The organism is Chryseobacterium proteolyticum (genome assembly GCF_046591535.1).
Taxonomy (GTDB): domain Bacteria; phylum Bacteroidota; class Bacteroidia; order Flavobacteriales; family Weeksellaceae; genus Chryseobacterium; species Chryseobacterium proteolyticum.
Genome location: NZ_JBJLWK010000003.1, coordinates 131771 through 148884 on the forward strand (window position 1 = coordinate 131771; position 17114 = coordinate 148884).

Annotated in this window: 15 protein-coding genes and 1 pseudogene; 5 read left to right on the forward strand and 11 right to left on the reverse strand. The window is 36.4% G+C overall.

Features of this window, described 5'->3' with window-relative positions; genetic code table 11:
• Nucleotide 1: 1 nt before the first annotated feature.
• The 10 genes from ACJ5H0_RS11435 to ACJ5H0_RS11480 all read right to left on the reverse strand — a co-directional run bounded on the left by ACJ5H0_RS11435 (nucleotide 2) and on the right by ACJ5H0_RS11480 (nucleotide 11829).
• Complete coding sequence (locus tag ACJ5H0_RS11435) at nucleotides 2-1285, reverse strand: sigma-54 interaction domain-containing protein (protein WP_172281392.1); 1284 nt, start codon at nucleotides 1283-1285, stop codon at nucleotides 2-4.
• A gap of 98 nt (nucleotides 1286-1383) precedes the next feature.
• Nucleotides 1384-1797, reverse strand: a complete 414-nt coding sequence (locus tag ACJ5H0_RS11440; protein WP_411249657.1) for a hypothetical protein — start codon at nucleotides 1795-1797, stop codon at nucleotides 1384-1386.
• Nucleotides 1798-1859: 62 nt separating this feature from the next.
• Nucleotides 1860-3299: a tRNA (N6-isopentenyl adenosine(37)-C2)-methylthiotransferase MiaB gene (miaB, locus tag ACJ5H0_RS11445; protein WP_411249658.1), complete on the reverse strand. Its 1440-nt coding sequence runs from the start codon at nucleotides 3297-3299 to the stop codon at nucleotides 1860-1862.
• 237 nt (nucleotides 3300-3536) lie between these two features.
• Complete coding sequence (locus ACJ5H0_RS11450) at nucleotides 3537-4022, reverse strand: hypothetical protein (protein WP_411249659.1); 486 nt, start codon at nucleotides 4020-4022, stop codon at nucleotides 3537-3539.
• Between the two features lie 45 nt (nucleotides 4023-4067).
• Nucleotides 4068-5309: an MFS transporter gene (locus ACJ5H0_RS11455; RefSeq protein WP_411249660.1), complete on the reverse strand. Its 1242-nt coding sequence runs from the start codon at nucleotides 5307-5309 to the stop codon at nucleotides 4068-4070.
• Nucleotides 5309-7042 (reverse strand): thiamine pyrophosphate-dependent enzyme, encoded by a 1734-nt coding sequence (locus tag ACJ5H0_RS11460; RefSeq protein ID WP_273650133.1) that lies wholly within the window; start codon nucleotides 7040-7042, stop codon nucleotides 5309-5311. The genes ACJ5H0_RS11455 and ACJ5H0_RS11460 overlap by 1 nt, the downstream gene beginning before the upstream one ends.
• Before the next feature lie 206 nt (nucleotides 7043-7248).
• Nucleotides 7249-8448, reverse strand: a complete 1200-nt coding sequence (gene lysA, locus ACJ5H0_RS11465) for a diaminopimelate decarboxylase (protein ID WP_172281404.1) — start codon at nucleotides 8446-8448, stop codon at nucleotides 7249-7251.
• A gap of 237 nt (nucleotides 8449-8685) precedes the next feature.
• Nucleotides 8686-9909: a 3'-5' exonuclease gene (locus tag ACJ5H0_RS11470; protein WP_273650136.1), complete on the reverse strand. Its 1224-nt coding sequence runs from the start codon at nucleotides 9907-9909 to the stop codon at nucleotides 8686-8688.
• A gap of 6 nt (nucleotides 9910-9915) precedes the next feature.
• The gene (locus ACJ5H0_RS11475; RefSeq protein ID WP_411249661.1) at nucleotides 9916-10269 is read right to left on the reverse strand and encodes a hypothetical protein; all 354 of its coding nucleotides are present in this window, start codon (nucleotides 10267-10269) and stop codon (nucleotides 9916-9918) included.
• Nucleotides 10270-10302: 33 nt separating this feature from the next.
• Nucleotides 10303-11829, reverse strand: a complete 1527-nt coding sequence (locus tag ACJ5H0_RS11480; RefSeq protein WP_411249662.1) for a helicase HerA-like domain-containing protein — start codon at nucleotides 11827-11829, stop codon at nucleotides 10303-10305.
• Between the two features lie 341 nt (nucleotides 11830-12170).
• Between ACJ5H0_RS11480 and ACJ5H0_RS11485 the strand changes: the two are divergent.
• From ACJ5H0_RS11485 to ACJ5H0_RS11495, 3 genes and pseudogenes are all read left to right on the forward strand, one after another.
• A pseudogene (locus tag ACJ5H0_RS11485) lies at nucleotides 12171-13581 on the forward strand (MBL fold metallo-hydrolase).
• Nucleotides 13582-13589: 8 nt separating this feature from the next.
• The gene (locus ACJ5H0_RS11490; RefSeq protein ID WP_411249663.1) at nucleotides 13590-13967 is read left to right on the forward strand and encodes a rhodanese-like domain-containing protein; all 378 of its coding nucleotides are present in this window, start codon (nucleotides 13590-13592) and stop codon (nucleotides 13965-13967) included.
• Nucleotides 13968-13984: 17 nt separating this feature from the next.
• Nucleotides 13985-14284, forward strand: coding sequence for a thioredoxin family protein (locus tag ACJ5H0_RS11495; RefSeq protein ID WP_172281416.1), 300 nt, complete (start codon nucleotides 13985-13987; stop codon nucleotides 14282-14284).
• 35 nt (nucleotides 14285-14319) lie between these two features.
• Here ACJ5H0_RS11495 and ACJ5H0_RS11500 read toward each other — a convergent pair whose 3' ends face one another.
• On the reverse strand, nucleotides 14320-15072 hold the full coding sequence (locus tag ACJ5H0_RS11500) for a nitrilase-related carbon-nitrogen hydrolase (RefSeq protein WP_172281418.1): 753 nt from the start codon (nucleotides 15070-15072) through the stop codon (nucleotides 14320-14322).
• A gap of 103 nt (nucleotides 15073-15175) precedes the next feature.
• Between ACJ5H0_RS11500 and ACJ5H0_RS11505 the strand changes: the two genes are divergently transcribed.
• Entirely contained in the window at nucleotides 15176-15616 is a 441-nt protein-coding gene (locus tag ACJ5H0_RS11505; protein WP_411249664.1) for a DUF6646 family protein, read from the forward strand.
• A gap of 104 nt (nucleotides 15617-15720) precedes the next feature.
• On the forward strand, nucleotides 15721-17070 hold the full coding sequence (gene rseP, locus ACJ5H0_RS11510; protein ID WP_273650145.1) for an RIP metalloprotease RseP: 1350 nt from the start codon (nucleotides 15721-15723) through the stop codon (nucleotides 17068-17070).
• Nucleotides 17071-17114: the final 44 nt, after the last annotated feature.

Below are 17114 nucleotides of genomic sequence, written 5' to 3' on the forward strand. Positions count from 1 at the left end.
CTTAGTCTTCTAGATTATATTGTTTTATCTTTCTGTATAGTGTTCTTTGTGAAATGCCCAACTCATCAGCTGCTTTATTCCTACGTCCCTTATGCTTCTCTAATGCTTTAATAATCAAATCTTTTTCATTATTTTGAAGCGAAAGCGATTCCGGCTTATTTTCTTCAATCTCTATATCCTGAATATCTTCATAACTATCATCGGGAGTCGAAATAATAGTTGGAGTCTGGACTACAGGATGATTATCTTCAAAATAAAGTAGGGAATTAGCATTAGTATTTTGCTGTGAATCCGAAGTGTAAAGTCTGTTGATCAAAGTTTTTTCCTGAGAACTTAGATCGCCTGCTCCTCTGTTTTTTATTAATTCAGAAGTCAGAGATCTCAGATCATTGATATCATTCCTCATATCAAACAGGATTTTATACATAATCTCTCTTTCGTTTCCGAAGTCACTCTGCTTCTGAGCGTTAGGCGTATTAACAACCATTGGCAAATGGCTTTCGGTCGGTATGTACTCCGCCAGTTTTTCAACGCTTATATTTCTTTCTCTTTCCACCACGGTCATCTGCTCAACTAAGTTTCTTAACTGACGTACATTCCCGGGAAAGCTATAATTTTCTATATAATGAACTGCACTTGGCTCTAAAACCAACTCAGGCATTCTGTACTTCTCAGCAAAATCGATTGCAAACTTTCTGAAAAGCAGATGAATATCTCCTTTTCTATCTCTCAAAGGCGGCATATCGATCTGCACGGTATTCAAACGATAAAATAAATCTTCACGGAACCGTCCGTCCTGGATCGCCTTCATCATATTTACATTGGTTGCAGCAACAATCCTCACATTGGTCTTTTGTACCTGAGAAGATCCAACCTTCATAAATTCTCCACTTTCTAAAACCCTTAAAAGGCGGACTTGTGTTTGCAAAGGAAGTTCACCCACCTCATCCAGGAATATTGTTCCGCCATCTGCCACTTCAAAATAACCTTTTCTAGTTGCTGTAGCTCCGGTAAATGCTCCTTTTTCATGTCCAAATAATTCGGAATCAATGGTTCCTTCCGGAATAGCACCGCAATTGACAACGATGTAAGGCTGATGTTTTCTTCTGGATTCTGAATGAATAATCTTAGGGATAAATTCTTTTCCTACACCACTTTCCCCAATGACCAGAACGGAAATGTCTGTTGGTGCCACCTGAATAGATTTTTCCAAGGCACGGTTTAATGCAGGAAAATTACCAATTATTCCAAAACGGTTTTTTATATTTTGTAAGTCGTTACTCATAGTAAATTAGATTATTGTTCTTAAATTTCGCCTACCTTCAATTTTGTTTTAGTAAGCATCATTAATTTGTTTAAATAAAAAAAGTTTAAATTTTAATTTTAACTTATTATATCCAAATAATCTTTGTTTCTGATTTTGGAAACTTTACTTTTAAAGTTGAAAGCTTTAGCAGATGCATATCCGGCCGCTTTTTTCTCAAAATTCCTTAGAATCTCATCATATTTTCCAGCTTCACCTCTACCTCCATGCTCATTAAAACCCGGATTATGATCTCTATTTGAACTTAGATCTCCGGCGTTTTGCTTTTGGCTGATAGCGGTGTAGTGAATTTTATGCTTTCTCTCGGAAAGATGAGATCCTTCACAATCCTGAGAATTTAAAAACTTATGATAGACATCATAAAGCCTATGAATGGTGGTATTTTCAGCAGAACAGGTTGTGTTTTGTGCTGAAATATTACTGCAGATTATTACCAATAAAACACTCAGGCAATATTTATGAAGCTTTTCCATTGTCTATTTTATGGTTATTGATAATAATTTATAGTTTATAATTTACTCCTGTAAAAAGTAGATTAGTTTTTAACTGTTTCCCCTAAAAGCGTGCCTTGTGTATTGTCAAATACAAAAATATCCACAATGTCACCTATCTTTTGACCTTCCAGCATATCGAATACACAAACAGCATTCTGGGAATTTCTTCCCTTCCATTGATTTTTATTCTTTTTGGAAACTCCTTCAATGAGAATCTGATGCACTCTTCCTACATAGGATTTCATCCGTTTTTTAGAAAGCTCTCCCTGTAAAGCGATAACCTCCGCTAAACGTCTCTGTTTAACATCTGCAGGAATATTATCTTCCATCTTTTTATGGGCCGGAGTACCAGGCCTTTCAGAGTAAGCAAACATATATCCATAGTCATACTCTACCTCTCTCATCAGGCTTAGGGTATCCTGGTGATCCTCTTCAGTTTCATTACAAAAACCAATGATCATATCCTGGGAAAAAGAGATATCAGGAACAATTTCCTTAGCTTTTCTGATAAGCTCCAGATATTCTTCTCTGGTGTGCTGTCTGTTCATTGCAGCCAGCATATTATTACTTCCACTTTGTACCGGAAGATGCACATATTTACAAATGTTCTCATGCTTAGCCATGACCCTGAATACATCAAGACTCATATCCTGAGGGTTGGAAGTAGAGAATCTTATTCTCATTTCCGGAACCGCTTGAGCAACTAAACCAAGCAGCTGAGCAAAATCAACGGCCGTAGCTTTCTGCATTTCAGAAGCTTTTGCAAAATCTTTTTTCGGGCCCCCTCCATACCAAAGGTAAGAATCTACATTCTGCCCCAAAAGGGTAATTTCTTTATATCCGCTATTCCAAAGATCTTTACATTCTTCAAGAATTGAATGTGGATCACGGCTTCTTTCTCTTCCTCTTGTAAAAGGAACAACACAGAAGGTACACATATTATCACACCCCCTTGTAATAGTTACAAACGCGGTTACTCCATTTCCACCCAGACGGACAGGATTTATATCTGCATAGGTTTCTTCTTTGGACAAAATAACATTGATCGCGTCCCTGCCATCTTCTGTTTCCTTTAATAAATTAGGCAGATCCCTGTAGGCATCAGGCCCCACAACAAGATCAACAAGCTGTTCTTCTTCGAGAAACTTAGTTTTTAATCTCTCCGCCATGCATCCAAGAACACCCACCGTCATATTTGGTCGTTCTTTCTTGAGGTTTTTAAACTGAGAAAGACGCATCCTTACGGTCTGTTCAGCCTTCTCACGTATAGAACAAGTATTTAAAAGAATGAGGTCTGCTTCTTCTACTTTAAGGGTGGTATTATATCCCTGTTCATTAAGGATAGAAGCAACAATTTCAGAATCAGAGAAATTCATCTGACAGCCGTAGCTTTCTAAAAATAATTTTTTAGAATTCCCAACTTTTTCAGCAATAGCAAAAGCTTCTCCCTGTTTCGTTTCGTCTATATATTTTTCCTGCACAATAATCAATTTAAGTTTTAAATCACAAAGTTAAAGCACTCCCTTCAACTTTAGAATGCTAAACTTTTATAATCAATTTGCAAAGATACAAAATATTGTGACAGAATGGCAGGATTATCTTTTCTAAAAAGAAGGGCTTCAAGATACAGCCAATCAATTGGATTATATAAATATTTCAATTGTCCTTAAACAATAGATACACAATGATTCTGCACAAAAATAACCTTTATAAAGGGACTATAAATCTGTAGCCATAGATGATAAATTCATTTTTATCTTTATCTGAGAAGTTATTGGTCTATTATTACAGGTAGCAGGTATCCAGTTCTTTTTGATTCTCCTTACAATATATTTCATATCATCAAAAAATATTTCGCTGTTCGCAACCTTTGGAGAACCATCTATCCCTACAACCTTGCCAGTTTCATTGATGGTTATGGTAAAATTGAAATCCCCGTTCAGTACATAAAAGTCAGAATTAAGATAATTGTACATATACTTTCGCAGCGTTTCTTTGTAAACTGATGCCCCTCCTTCATAGGCTGCCGGTTTAAAGTCTATACAGTTTTTAATTGCAATCTGTAATAAGGGTTCCTTAATATCAATTTTTAAAATATTTTTATTGGTTTCCGTAATAAAAGAATCATCCCGATCTTCAACATCCTGTTGCCCAAATAAAAAAACAGATATTAAAAGCGATAAAAATAAAACCAAATCCTTCATATGGCCAGATTTATAAATCTAAATAAAATTAACACAAACGTTTTATTATTGCATCACAAGATCTTCTTTAGCCTTACTTCCGGTTTCTTTAAGCAATACTGAAATAAAAATTGCCAGAACAATTCCACCTATCCAAAACAACACAGAATTATGAAAATGTTCTTCTCCCGGTGCTATACCTAAATTCTTCCCAAACCATCGGCTAAATAGGGGACTTAATAAGGTAGTTACTCCAAACGTAATAAAATTAATAGCTCCCGTAGCACTTCCTTTAACATAATCAGGATTAGCCTCTTTAATGACAGAATAAGGAATCATTGCCGCTCCTGAACCTAATCCAAAAATAAACATACTCACTTTTGCCGAGTACAGGTCCGGTAAGTAAATTAATTGAAGCAAACTTAAGATCATCAAAGCGGCTCCGCCAACAAGTACAGGCTTTCTTTTTCCTAGCCTATCGGTTATAAATCCCAAAAGAGGACATCCAAAAACCCATCCAAAGGCAACCATAGCACTTGTGATAGCGGCTTCATGAAAAATAAACCCTTTATCTTTTTGGAAAAATGCTACTGCCCAGGTCATGGCAAATATGGTTGTCGGTGCAAATAGCAATCCTGAAATCGCTCCACATAACCAGGATTGGGGATTTGTAAATACGATTTTATACGGTTCTAAATAACCTACCGGCTTTGACACTCCCGATGATTGTTCAGATCTTTTTTCTTTAGGAATAACAAAGAATAATCCTAATGCTGTAATCACTGTTATAATTCCCGACCATAACCAAAAGCTATCAATATTCACTCCTTCTTCCACCCAGGGCCCTACCACAAACTGTCCGGCAGTTCCACCCAACATTCCTACGCATTGGGTAACTCCGATTGCCGTTGCCAAGGATTTTGACGAAAACCCCTTACTTGCAAGATAAACACATCCAGGAAAGGCAAAAGCACAACCTGCTCCCTGCATTAATCTTCCTGAAATTCCGGCAATTTGAGAAGACAACAGGAACAATAAACATCCTATCCCTAATATCAACGCTCCGGTAAAAAGGGATTTTTTTCCTCCGAATTTATCTAGAGCGATTCCGGCAATCAGACTACAGGTGGAATAAGTATAGTAATAGGTGCCTACCATGCTGATCAGCTTCAATTCCGTTGTATTGAAATTATTGATCAGCTGTGGAATCATTACTGCCGGAGCAGATCTGATCACATAGTCTAAAAAATAAAATACAAGTCCAAATATCCAAGCAACAACATACAGTTTCTTTAAAGAATTATCCATTACAATAATCCTTTAATGTGCTTATAATTACTCTTTACGGTTTCAAGAACTTCTTCCATTTTACCACCCAACATCAGCTGAGCCATAGACTTGGTCATCCCTACCACCTGATCAAAATCTATTTTTGGCGGCAATGCCAGGGCATTAGGATTCGTAAAGATATTTAAAAGATAAGGTCCGTTATAGTTCAGACATTCTTCAATAGCACTCTCAACCTCTTCCGGTTTATGAACATTTTTTCCAGGATAGCCCATTGCCTGCGCAACCATTGCAAAATCAGGATTGATCATATCCGTTTCGTTATCCGGCATTCCTCCTACTTCCATTTCCAGCTTTACCATGCCCAAAGCCCTGTTGTTAAAAACGATCAGCTTAACCGGAAGCTTATATTGGAAAATTGTAGCCATATCTCCCAGTAACATCGACAGTCCGCCATCTCCACACATGGCAATCACCTGTCTGCCCGGGTATGCCAATGATGCTCCGATAGCCATCGGCATCGCATTTGCCATGGATCCATGGTTAAAAGAGCCCAGCATTTTACGCTCTCCTGTACCCGTTATAAATCTTGCTCCCCAAACACAGCACATCCCGGTATCCACCGTAAAAATTGCATCATTTTTCGCAATCCTGTCTAAAGTATGCGCAACGTATTCCGGTTGTATGGCATCTTCTTTTCCTGAATCTTTTACATAAGTAAGTTGATTTTCTTTTACTTTTTCATAAAACTCAAGTTGCTGATTCAGAAAATGAACATCTGTTTTTTCTTTTAAAAGGGGCATTAATGCTTTAATAGTCTCTTTTACATCTCCTGCAAGACCCAATTCCAGTTTAGCTCTTCGTCCTAATCTTTCAGGGCTTTCATCGACTTGGACAATCTTATTTTTTACAGGCATAAACTTCTCATAAGGGAAATCTGTTCCCAAAAGAAGAACCAGGTCCGCATCATGCATGGCATGATAAGCAGAAGGAAAACCAAGCAGACCCGTGAGTCCTACTTCATTGGGATTATTAGGCTGAATCGCCATTTTTCCTCTGAAAGAATAGCCTACAGGAGCTTTTAAATATTGTGATAATCCTATAACTTCAGCATTCGCCTTTTCAGCTCCAATCCCACAATAGATGGTCACCTTTTCGCTTTCGTTAATAAGTTTTGCCAGGTTATTCAATTCCTCGTCCGATGGACGAATAACCGGATTCGTTCTAAATATCTGAGCGGAAGTTGTCGCCTCTTCTGCATCCAGTTCAGAAACATCTCCCGGAAGGCCAATTACGGCAACTCCTTTTTTGGAAATAGCATGCTGAATCGCGGTCTGCACTGTTCTTTGAACCTGTTCAGGTCTGGTAATCATCTGATTGTAATAGCTGCAATCGTCAAATAACTTTATCGTATTCGTTTCCTGAAAATAATCCATCCCCATTTCCTCACTCGGAATCGTAGATGCAATTACCAACATAGGTACATGGGACCGGTGCGCCTCGTAAACGCCATTAATAAGATGTACATGTCCGGGGCCACAGCTTCCGGCACAAACGGCAAAACCATCAAGTTCCGCTTCTGCGGCGGCGGCATATGCTCCAACTTCTTCATGTCTCACATGAATCCATTCAATGCTGCTCTTTTTAACCGCTATATTTAAATGATTAAGACTATCACCTGTTACTGCATAAATTCTTTTCACATTTGCGTTCTCAAGCATTTCAACAATTTGTTCTGCTATATTTTTTGCCATAATTAATATTTTTTGGTACTTATTATTTTTGGAAATAAAGAAAAAGGGAAATAGATGATTGAGATTTTTCGGGTTTGAAAATCTATATCCCTATCAAATTTAATGATTTATTTTAGGAACCCCATCGGTATAGTCTGTTAATTTACCTTAATTAACATCTAAAAAAAAAGCTCCGCAATTTCTTGCGGAGCTTATCATATTTTAATTTAAATTACTTCAATCTGATTTCTCAAAAGATCTTCAAACTCGTCTCTCTTACGAATAAGATGAGCCTTTCCATCTAAGAAAAGTACTTCTGCTGGCTTCAGTCTGGAGTTGAAGTTCGAACTCATTTCAAAACCATAGGCTCCTGCAGTATGGAAGGCCAGAATATCTCCTTCTTTTACTTCATTTAATTTTCTATCCCAGGCAAATGTGTCCGTTTCACAGATATTTCCGACCACAGTATAAATCCTTTCAGGACCTTTTTGGTTCGATAAATTCTCAATAGTATGGTAAGAATCATAAAACATAGGACGGATCAGGTGATTGAATCCTGAATTAACCCCTACAAAAACCGTTGCTGTAGTTTGCTTGATAACATTAGCTTTTACCAAAAGATATCCACTTTTCCCAACAAGGAATTTTCCGGGCTCAAACCATAATTCAAATTTTTTACCTGTATTTTTAGAAAAATCGGCAATTACTTTCTCAACTTTTTTACCCAGTGTTTTCACGTCTGTCTCCATCTCACTTTCCTGATAAGGAATTTTGAAACCGCTTCCCATATCAAGGTATTTCAGATTAGGAAAATGCTCAGAAAGCTCTAACATAATATCCAATGCCTGTAAAAAAACATCGGGATCTTTGATCTCACTTCCTGTATGCATGTGAAGACCTTCAACATTAAGGTTGGTACTCTTCATTACCCTTTCGATATGACGAACCTGGTGAATAGAAATACCGAACTTGCTATCGATATGACCTGTGGATATTTTATAATTTCCTCCGGCAAAAATATGAGGATTGATTCTTACGAGAATCGGATAAGTATCTCCGTATTTATTTCCAAATTGCTCAAGAATAGAGATATTATCAATATTAATGTGCACTCCATATTGCATTGCTTCTTCAATTTCAGCAAGATCCACACAATTTGGGGTAAACAATATTTTTTCTTTAGTAAATCCTGCCTTTAAACCAAGCTTTACTTCGTTAATAGAAACACAATCCAAAGAAGCACCCAGGTTCTTGACATACTTTAGAATGTTGATGTTAGTCAATGCCTTTGCGGCATAAAAGAACTTTGTGTGTTTTAAAAAAGAAGATGTAAGTTTTTCATATTGAGTTTTGATAGATTCAGCATCATAAACATACACCGGGGTGCCAAACTCATTGGCAATCTTTAATAATTCTTTTGAATTCATAATTTCATTTTAACATAAAAAAAAGCAGATTCTTTCCTCAAGAGTCCGCCACATTAACTATTTTTTATGCAAGACAACTCTTTTAAATATTCCAAACCTTAGAGAACTTTATAGCTCCCTTTTTTCCAGTTTTAATTTGCTTAAAATATTGCATTGCTTATTTTTATTTTTGCAAAAATACTATTTATTTTTTTATTCTATCCAAATTGATTTGAAAAGCCTCCACCTTCCTTTTTATCATTTAGGCAACGGGAGTGTCTCAAAATCACCGCGAAGCAGTGCTAACTGTAAATCATTAATCAGGTCAGAAGCAGGTAAAGGCAGGTCGATTTTCAGCTTGGAGAGCCTGCTCAGAGTCTGAATCTGTGTAAACAGTTCATAAAAACCGTATGAAACAACTTTACCATTTTCAATAATTAAAAATAATTTCTCACCCAATTTCCTTCCCGAGCCAAGCCATAGCTCATTACGGTTTTTAAAATCAATCTTTCTTTTAAAAATACTGATATCATCATATTCTCTCTGGCCGCCAATAAACTGGATTGCTTTTGATCCTTGTGTAAAAGACCTGAACTTCAGAATAGGTTTATCTTCTTTGTTCAGTTTATTTTTCTCAACAATATATTTATCGTTTCTGTGATAAAGGCCAAAAGGTAAAATTTCTCTCCTCTTGATATTTTTTGAATTGAGTATCAATCTGGCAATAATATCATTTCCAGTAAGTTCGAAACTAATCTGTTCTACCTCATTCTGTATCGTTTCCCATTTTTTGGATTTCGAATTAAATACTTTTTTTGAAAACTTATTGATATCCTGAACATACTCTGAAAGAATGATTTTTCCAGCTGCATTCTGAAAATACACAAACCCTCTTTCATTAGGTAAATCCTGCGTTAACAGCTTGATTTTGTTGATATAAGTCTTGGCATTGGATTCATCGTGATGTTTTTGTATAATCTCATTCTCAGTATCCTTTGAAACCAGCAGCCTGAACAACTCCAAAGTAGCCCTCGCGTCTCCGTCTGCCCTGTGATGATTGGTTAAAGGAATTCCAAGAGATTTTACGAGTTTACCCAGCGAGTAGCTTGCTTCATCAGGAATGAGCTTTTTAGCTAACGGAATAGTATCTAAAGTATTGATTTTAAAATCATAACCAAGGCTTTTAAAAGATTGCCGTAGCATCCTGTAATCAAAATCAATATTATGCCCAACTAAAGTAGTATTTTGGGTAATTTCAATGACCCTTTTTGCAATTTCATGAAATTTTGGAGCCGTTTTAACCATTTTAGGAGTAATCCCTGTCAGCTTTTGTACAAATGGAGTAATATCACTTTCCGGATTCACCAAAGAAATGAACTGGTCAACAATTTTCTGCCCGTCATACCGATAAATGGCAATATCTATAATGCATTCATGTCTATAACCTGCACCATTACTTTCTATATCTATAATTGAATACATTTAACCTTATGTTATAATATTTCTTCTGTTGCGGATTTTAATAATTTTTGTCATTAAAAGTCCGAAAATTAGCGTTAAAAAACTAAGTACATAACCCATGCCATACGTCCAAAGAGGCTGCATCATCGCATTTTGACCGTCTTTAACCATGGACACAAAAATGGCAAAAATAATATATAAACTGATAAGGCCCATAGTGCCTCCAAACAATTCATACATCCGTTTTTTATTGAGCAGTAAAGGCAATCCCGCTAAAATAACAAAAATTATATCAAATATTCCAAAGTGGTTATGAATGGTATCCATTATGAGATTAACCGAAGCTAATCCGATACAATAAAAATATGATACATTTTTCATGGTTATTAGATAAGAATTGCACTAATGTTTTTATTATCTCCTTCTCCCTCCCAGACCGAACATTCCCAAAACTGCTTTTGCTCCTTCACGCATCAATGTGCTGGTAAAAGTTCTTCCTGCTTTGCTCTGTAATACCTGTTCAAACATCCCTGGCTCTTCCTTTACTGGCTTTGCTCTTTGTGTAGGAGCCGGATTCTGTGCCGCCTGCTCCATTCTTGCCGTTAATATCTCATAAGCCGATTCTTTATCTATCGCTTCTTCATATTTAGCAACCAAAGCAGAATTTCCTGTTAATTCCGAAACCTCAGCATCATTCAAGACATCCATTCTCGATTCCGGAGAAATCAGGTAAGTCTGAACCAAAGGAGTAGGAATTCCTTTTTCATCCAACGCCGTTACAAAAGCTTCTCCAATTCCAAGATTCTGAATCAGATTAGAAGCATTATAAAATTCTGTTGTAGGATAGTTTTCCACTGCTTTTGAAATCTCTTTTTTATCTTTTGCAGTAAATCCTCTCAAAGCATGTTGAATTTTTAATCCTAACTGAGAAAGAACATTCTCAGGAACATCTCCGGGAATCTGTGTAATAAAATAAATACCCACCCCTTTTGAACGGATTAATTTAACCATTGTTTCAATTTGTGAAAGCAATGCCTTAGAGGCCTCATTAAAAATCAAATGCGCTTCATCAATAAATAAAACTAATTTAGGTTTTCCGCTATCTCCTTCTTCAGGAAATGTCATATAAATTTCCGCAAAGAGAGAAAGCATAAATGTTGAAAACAGCTGTGGTTTATTTTGTATATCGGCAACCCTTAAGATATTTACAACTCCTTTTCCATCCCTTGTCTCAAGTAAATCCTGAACATCAAAGCTAAGCTCACCGAAAAAATCAGCTGCTCCCTGTTGTTCTAAAGCGACTATCGATCTTAGAATAGTCCCTAAAGAAGCAGATGCTATTGATCCGTAATTGGAAGATAATTCTGCTTTGCCTTCTGCATTATCCGTCACATATTGCAGGACTTTTTTCAGGTCATTTAGGTCGATTAAAGGAAGCCCTTTATCATCACAATATTTAAAAACAATTGACATAATACTCTGCTGGGTATCATTCAACTGTAAAATCTTGCTCAATAAAACCGGACCGAATTCTGTGACGGTAGCTCTCAATTTCACACCCTTACCACCGGAAATACTCATTAATTCAACCGGAAAGGCTTGTGGATTATATGGAAGCTGGGTTTTTGCATATCTTTCTTCTATAATGGGATTCATTTCACCTGCTTCTGCAATTCCTGAGAAATCTCCTTTAATATCTAAAACTAAAGACGGAATCCCAGCATGTGATAACTGTTCCGCAAATACCTGAAGAGTTTTTGTTTTTCCTGTTCCGGTGGCTCCCGCAATAAGACCATGCCTGTTGATTGTTTTTAAAGGAATGGTTACATTCACTTCGGTAACTACCTCCCCATCAAACATACCTTTTCCTAATATAATATGATCTCCTTTCGGAGTATATCTAGCACTTAATTCATCAATAAATTGTTTTTTATCTGCCATTTGATTTTTTTTTAACTTATAAATATAAAATTTTTTACAAAATATTAAGTCAACAAACTTGTATTCTTGCGAAGTTCTCTGATTAATTATTTCGTATTTCTTTTAAACAGACCCATTTCCTGTACGCAATTATTTTTGTTTTTTAAGCATGACAAAAAACAGTCTACCAATTTAGTATTTTAATAATCTGCCCTTTCTTGTTGAAAATAAATAACTTTCGATTCCTAAAACCCGGCAAAACCATTTAAATTGAAAGAAACTATCATTCAGATTTAACATTTCGTTTACAATTCATCTAATACTTTGTATCTTTAACTGAAATTTAATTTAAAACTAAGCAAATGAAAGTTGAACAAATATATACGGGCTGTCTAGCTCAGGGAGCCTATTATATTGTCTCAGAAAACGAAGCTGCAATTATAGATCCTCTAAGAGAGGTAAAACCATATCTGGATCGTCTTGAGAAAGACCATGTAACTTTAAAATATATTTTTGAAACACATTTCCATGCCGATTTTGTTTCCGGACACCTGGATTTAAGTAAAAAGACAGGTGCTCCTATTATTTACGGACCTACTGCTAAGCCGGAATTTGAAGCAACAATTGCTGAAGATTATCAAATCTTTGAAATTGGAAAAGTAAAAATAAAGGTTCTGCATACTCCGGGCCATACCATGGAAAGCACCACCTATCTTTTAATAGATGAAAATGGTGTTGAAACAGCAATTTTCACGGGTGATACTTTATTTTTAGGAGATGTTGGCCGTCCGGATCTCGCTCAGAAAGCAACTAATCTCACGCAGGAGGACCTTGCGGGAATATTATATGAGAGTCTTCATAGCAAGATTATACCTTTAGCAGATACCATCACTGTTTATCCTGCACATGGAGCAGGTTCTGCTTGTGGAAAAAACATGCAGAAAGAAACAGTTGACACCCTTGGGAACCAAAAACGAACCAACTACGCTTTAAACCAACCCGATAAAGAATCTTTTATAAAAGAAGTTTTGGACGGCCTTACTGCCCCACCGAAATATTTTGGAATGAATGTAGCTTTAAATAAAGGAGGCTATGAAAGCATAGACACCGTAATGGATAAAGGTCTTAATCCAATTTCTGTAGAAGATTTTGAGATCATCGCTGAAGATTCCGGAGCACTTATTTTAGATACCAGAAGCGCTGCCGATTTCCATAAAGGCTTTATTCCTAATTCTATTAATATCGGACTGAAAGGAGATTTTGCTCCTTGGGTAGGAACATTGATCGTAGACGTAAAACATCCATTGTTATTGGTTTCAGATGAAGGAACCGAAGAAGAAGTGATTACCCGGTTAAGCAGAGTTGGATTTGATAACGTTTTAGGGTATTTGAATGGAGGTTTTCAGTCATGGCAGAATGCCAATAAAGAAACTGATGAGATTAAAAGGATTTCTCCTTCAGAATTTGTAGAAGAATTCAATGATCAGTCTACGGTTATTGATGTCAGAAAACTGACTGAGTATGCAGCTGAACATATTGATAACGCATTTAATAAACCGTTAGACTCTATCAGCGACTGGATCAGTTCAATTGATGACTCGGAACATTTCTTCCTTCATTGCGCAGGAGGATATAGAAGCATGATTGCCGCAAGCATTCTTAACTCACACGGGATCAGAAATTTCACTGAAATCGAAGGCGGTTTTAACGGAATTAAAAAAAACGGAAAAACTACCCACATCGGATTTTGTCTGCCAGTCGAAAACATTGTAAATTAACGAATGAGAAATAAGGTTTGCGGATTTATTTTTGCTGTATCTGTAACGTTAAGTGCATGTAAAACTTCAAGCATATCGAAGAATAATGCCCCAGCTGATATTAAACAAATAGTAAACAGTAGTGATGTTACTTTGATAGACGTTAGAATCCCTGAGCAATATAAGGAAGGAACAGCAAAAGATGCAATCAACATCCCGCTTGCCGAGATTCAAAATAATATTGAGTCCTTAAAAGGCAAAAAAGTAGTGGTTTTTTGCAACAAAGGAATCCAGGCGGACCAGGCGGTAGAGATTTTAAAGAAAAACGGAGTGGAAGCCTATGATGGGACAAGCTGGAAAAATGTAAAGGCAATCCAGAAAGAGGCTGATAGCTCCAAATAATAAAAACACCAAAAATCATGTCAGAAAAATTTAAAGAATTAATTAATTCCGAAAGACCTGTTTTAATTGACTTTTTTGCGACCTGGTGTCAACCGTGTAAGGTTCAGTCGTCAGTACTCACAACAGTTAAAGAAAATGTAGGTGAAGGAGCAAGAATTATTAAAGTAGACGTAGACCAGTATCCGGCTATTGCTTCACAATATGGAGTTCGTGGTGTCCCTACTTTGGCTATATTTAAACACGGAGAACTTTTGTGGAAAGAAAGTGGCGTACATGACGTCAATACTTTAACACAATTGCTGAAACAATATGAATAAAGCTGTGAAATTTCACAGCTTTTTTATTTCGATAATTACATCTGAATTGAAAATTGATCCCGGTCATTCAAAAACTGGAAATGCTTTCTGAAATCCAAAAGCTCATTCATATTCAATTCTGCAGACACAATATTCTTTTCTTTTTGGGCAATGTCTCTTCCATCAGCAAAAAAACAATGTGAGCTTTCCTGATAGAATAAATTATTTCCATCTGTTCCTATCCTGTTCAATCCAAAAACGTATGATAAATTTTCAATAGCCCTGGCTTTCAGCAAGTGCTCCCAGGCTCCCACTCGCTTCTCCGGCCAATTGGCTACATAGAAGATTGCATCATAATCATCATTATTTCTTGCAAAAACAGGAAAACGAAGATCGTAGCAAACCTGAAGCAAAATGCGGAATCCTTTATATTCAACAATAACTCTTTCTTTTCCTGGGGTATACACCTTATCCTCTCCAGAGAAAGAGAACAAATGTCTTTTATCATAAAAAACAACTGACGAATCAGGCTTTACGAAATACATCCTGTTGTAAAATTTCCCATCTTGTTCTACAGGAGCACTTCCACAAAAAGCGGATCCTTTCTCTTTTGACATCTTGTGTAAGAAACTTAAAGCTTCCTCATTACGGTCTGAAACCTCAGAAGCATCCATACAAAAACCTGTTGAGAACATTTCGGGTAAAAGAAAAATATCAGCATCCTGATTATTTAATTCCTCTTCTATTAAACGAAAGTTACTTTCCTTATCTTTCCAGATAATATCTAAATTTAATCCTTTAATTTTCATAAAAGTCGTTCAAAATCTTGTATAAAAATAGGATTTTTAATCGGTTTCGGTTCTATTTTTGTAGCTGATTATTCTTAATTAATAGAACTAAAGTGTAATATTTATGAAGAAATTGGTTTTTATTTTAGCGGTCTTCTTCTTTGGAGTTGCCGTAAATGCCCAGGCTTGGACAGGAAAGGGTGATCAGAAAGTGCAATTGGGATTCAGTGCATGGGGATATGGAACAGGAATTACAGGGACTTATGATTACGGGCTCAATAAACTTATATCAGTTGGTGCCGGGCTGAACGGCTACTTTAGCGGATATAAAAATAATGACAACGACAACAAGGTCTTCATCTTTGGAAGGCTTAATTTTCATTTAAAAGAAGCATTACAGCTCCCTGAAAAGCTGGACATTTATCCCGGAGTTGATCTTGGGGTTCTCGGAAAAGATTTTGGAATCGGCGCCCATATTGGTGCCCGTTACTTTTTCACTGAGAGAATCGGGGTATTTGCAGAAGTTGGAAACAATGGCAGCCTGGGGGTTTCCCTTAATTTGTAAAAACAGTCTTAATATATGACAAAGCTTCTCTATATGAGGAGCTTTTTTATTTGGCATAGTTTTGATAATTGTTACCTTTGCAAATTAAAATCTAAAATTTATTAATGGAATTAGCAATTAAAATTTTTCAATTCATATTAAGCATTTCTATCTTAGTCGTTCTTCATGAACTGGGGCATTTTTTGCCCGCCAAATGGTTCAAAACCAAAGTAGAAAAGTTTTATTTATTTTTCGATCCTTGGTTTTCTATCGCAAAGAAAAAAATCGGTGAAACGGAATACGGTATCGGATGGCTTCCTTTTGGAGGCTACGTGAAAATTGCCGGAATGGTGGATGAAAGCATGGATACCGAACAATTAAAACAACCGGCACAACCATGGGAATTCCGTGCAAAACCGGCTTGGCAGAGACTTATCATTATGTTGGGAGGAGTTACGGTAAACTTTTTCCTTGCGTGGTTAATTTATAGCTGTCTTTCTCTTTTTAATGGAGAAATGTATACAGATCTTACAAAATTTGACAATGGTATCGGCGTAACAGATGCCGGTAAAAAAATGGGATTCCAAAATGGTGATAAAATTGTCTCTATCGATGGAAAACCAGCAGAAAGATTGGAAAATTCAGCTATTAATATACTTTTTAGTGATCATGTTACTGTTCTTAGAGGGGGTAAGGAAATTACATTCAAAGTGAATGAAGATGGTGTAGCTGATGTTATCAGACAAAGAGAAGCAAAGCTTTATATCACTCCCAGAATTCCGATGATCATTGATTCTTTAGCGACTCCTTCTTCAAAAGCATCAGGGTTGGCGAAAGGCGATAGAATTGTAGCCATCAATGGGAAACCAACTCCTTTCTTCGACGAGGTAAGTTCGACATTAGCTGAAAATAAAGGAAAAACAGTAAGCATTGAGGTTAATCGTGGTACTGAAAAGCAAACTATCTCCGCACCAGTAGATAAAAATGGTAAATTAGGAATTGCTGTTGACCAAAAAAGTCTTGCAAGTGTAGTTACTGACAAAAAATACTCTTTCGGAGAATCTATTCCAAGAGGTTTTGAAAGAACCATTGAAGCTTTAACCATGCAGGTAAAGCAGTTCAAAATTATGTTCAACTCTAAAATTCAAGGATACAAAAATGTAGGTGGACCTATTGCAATTGTAAAATCTATGCCCGTAAATAAGGCAGCAGATGGTAGCTTTGCGATTAACTGGCCTGCATTCTGGAGCTTTACAGCAATGTTTTCGATCTGGCTGGCTTTCCTGAATCTTATTCCTATTCCAGGATTAGATGGGGGACACGTTTTATTTACATTGTATGAAATTATTTTCGGAAAACCAGTTCCTCAAAAAGTATTGGAAAATGCACAAATGATTGGTGTTATCTTTCTGTTAGGCTTAATGTTACTGATTTTCGGAAGCGATATCTTTAAAATATTCACAGGAAAATTATAATATTTTTTAAATTTTCAAAAGAAAAATTTGCCTGGTATAAATAT

What these genes read in the sequence shown, in the direction of transcription:
- ACJ5H0_RS11435 (WP_172281392.1), bottom strand. Translation starts at nt 1,285, where the DNA reads ATGAGTAACGACTTACAAAATATAAAAAACCGTTTTGGAATAATTGGT.
- ACJ5H0_RS11440 (WP_411249657.1), bottom strand. Translation starts at nt 1,797, where the DNA reads ATGGAAAAGCTTCATAAATATTGCCTGAGTGTTTTATTGGTAATAATC.
- ACJ5H0_RS11450 (WP_411249659.1), bottom strand. Translation starts at nt 4,022, where the DNA reads ATGAAGGATTTGGTTTTATTTTTATCGCTTTTAATATCTGTTTTTTTA.
- ACJ5H0_RS11455 (WP_411249660.1), bottom strand. Translation starts at nt 5,309, where the DNA reads ATGGATAATTCTTTAAAGAAACTGTATGTTGTTGCTTGGATATTTGGA.
- ACJ5H0_RS11460 (WP_273650133.1), bottom strand. Translation starts at nt 7,042, where the DNA reads ATGGCAAAAAATATAGCAGAACAAATTGTTGAAATGCTTGAGAACGCA.
- lysA (WP_172281404.1), bottom strand. Translation starts at nt 8,448, where the DNA reads ATGAATTCAAAAGAATTATTAAAGATTGCCAATGAGTTTGGCACCCCG.
- ACJ5H0_RS11470 (WP_273650136.1), bottom strand. Translation starts at nt 9,909, where the DNA reads ATGTATTCAATTATAGATATAGAAAGTAATGGTGCAGGTTATAGACAT.
- ACJ5H0_RS11475 (WP_411249661.1), bottom strand. Translation starts at nt 10,269, where the DNA reads ATGAAAAATGTATCATATTTTTATTGTATCGGATTAGCTTCGGTTAAT.
- ACJ5H0_RS11480 (WP_411249662.1), bottom strand. Translation starts at nt 11,829, where the DNA reads ATGGCAGATAAAAAACAATTTATTGATGAATTAAGTGCTAGATATACT.
- ACJ5H0_RS11490 (WP_411249663.1), top strand. Translation starts at nt 13,590, where the DNA reads ATGAGAAATAAGGTTTGCGGATTTATTTTTGCTGTATCTGTAACGTTA.
- ACJ5H0_RS11495 (WP_172281416.1), top strand. Translation starts at nt 13,985, where the DNA reads ATGTCAGAAAAATTTAAAGAATTAATTAATTCCGAAAGACCTGTTTTA.
- ACJ5H0_RS11500 (WP_172281418.1), bottom strand. Translation starts at nt 15,072, where the DNA reads ATGAAAATTAAAGGATTAAATTTAGATATTATCTGGAAAGATAAGGAA.
- ACJ5H0_RS11505 (WP_411249664.1), top strand. Translation starts at nt 15,176, where the DNA reads ATGAAGAAATTGGTTTTTATTTTAGCGGTCTTCTTCTTTGGAGTTGCC.
- rseP (WP_273650145.1), top strand. Translation starts at nt 15,721, where the DNA reads ATGGAATTAGCAATTAAAATTTTTCAATTCATATTAAGCATTTCTATC.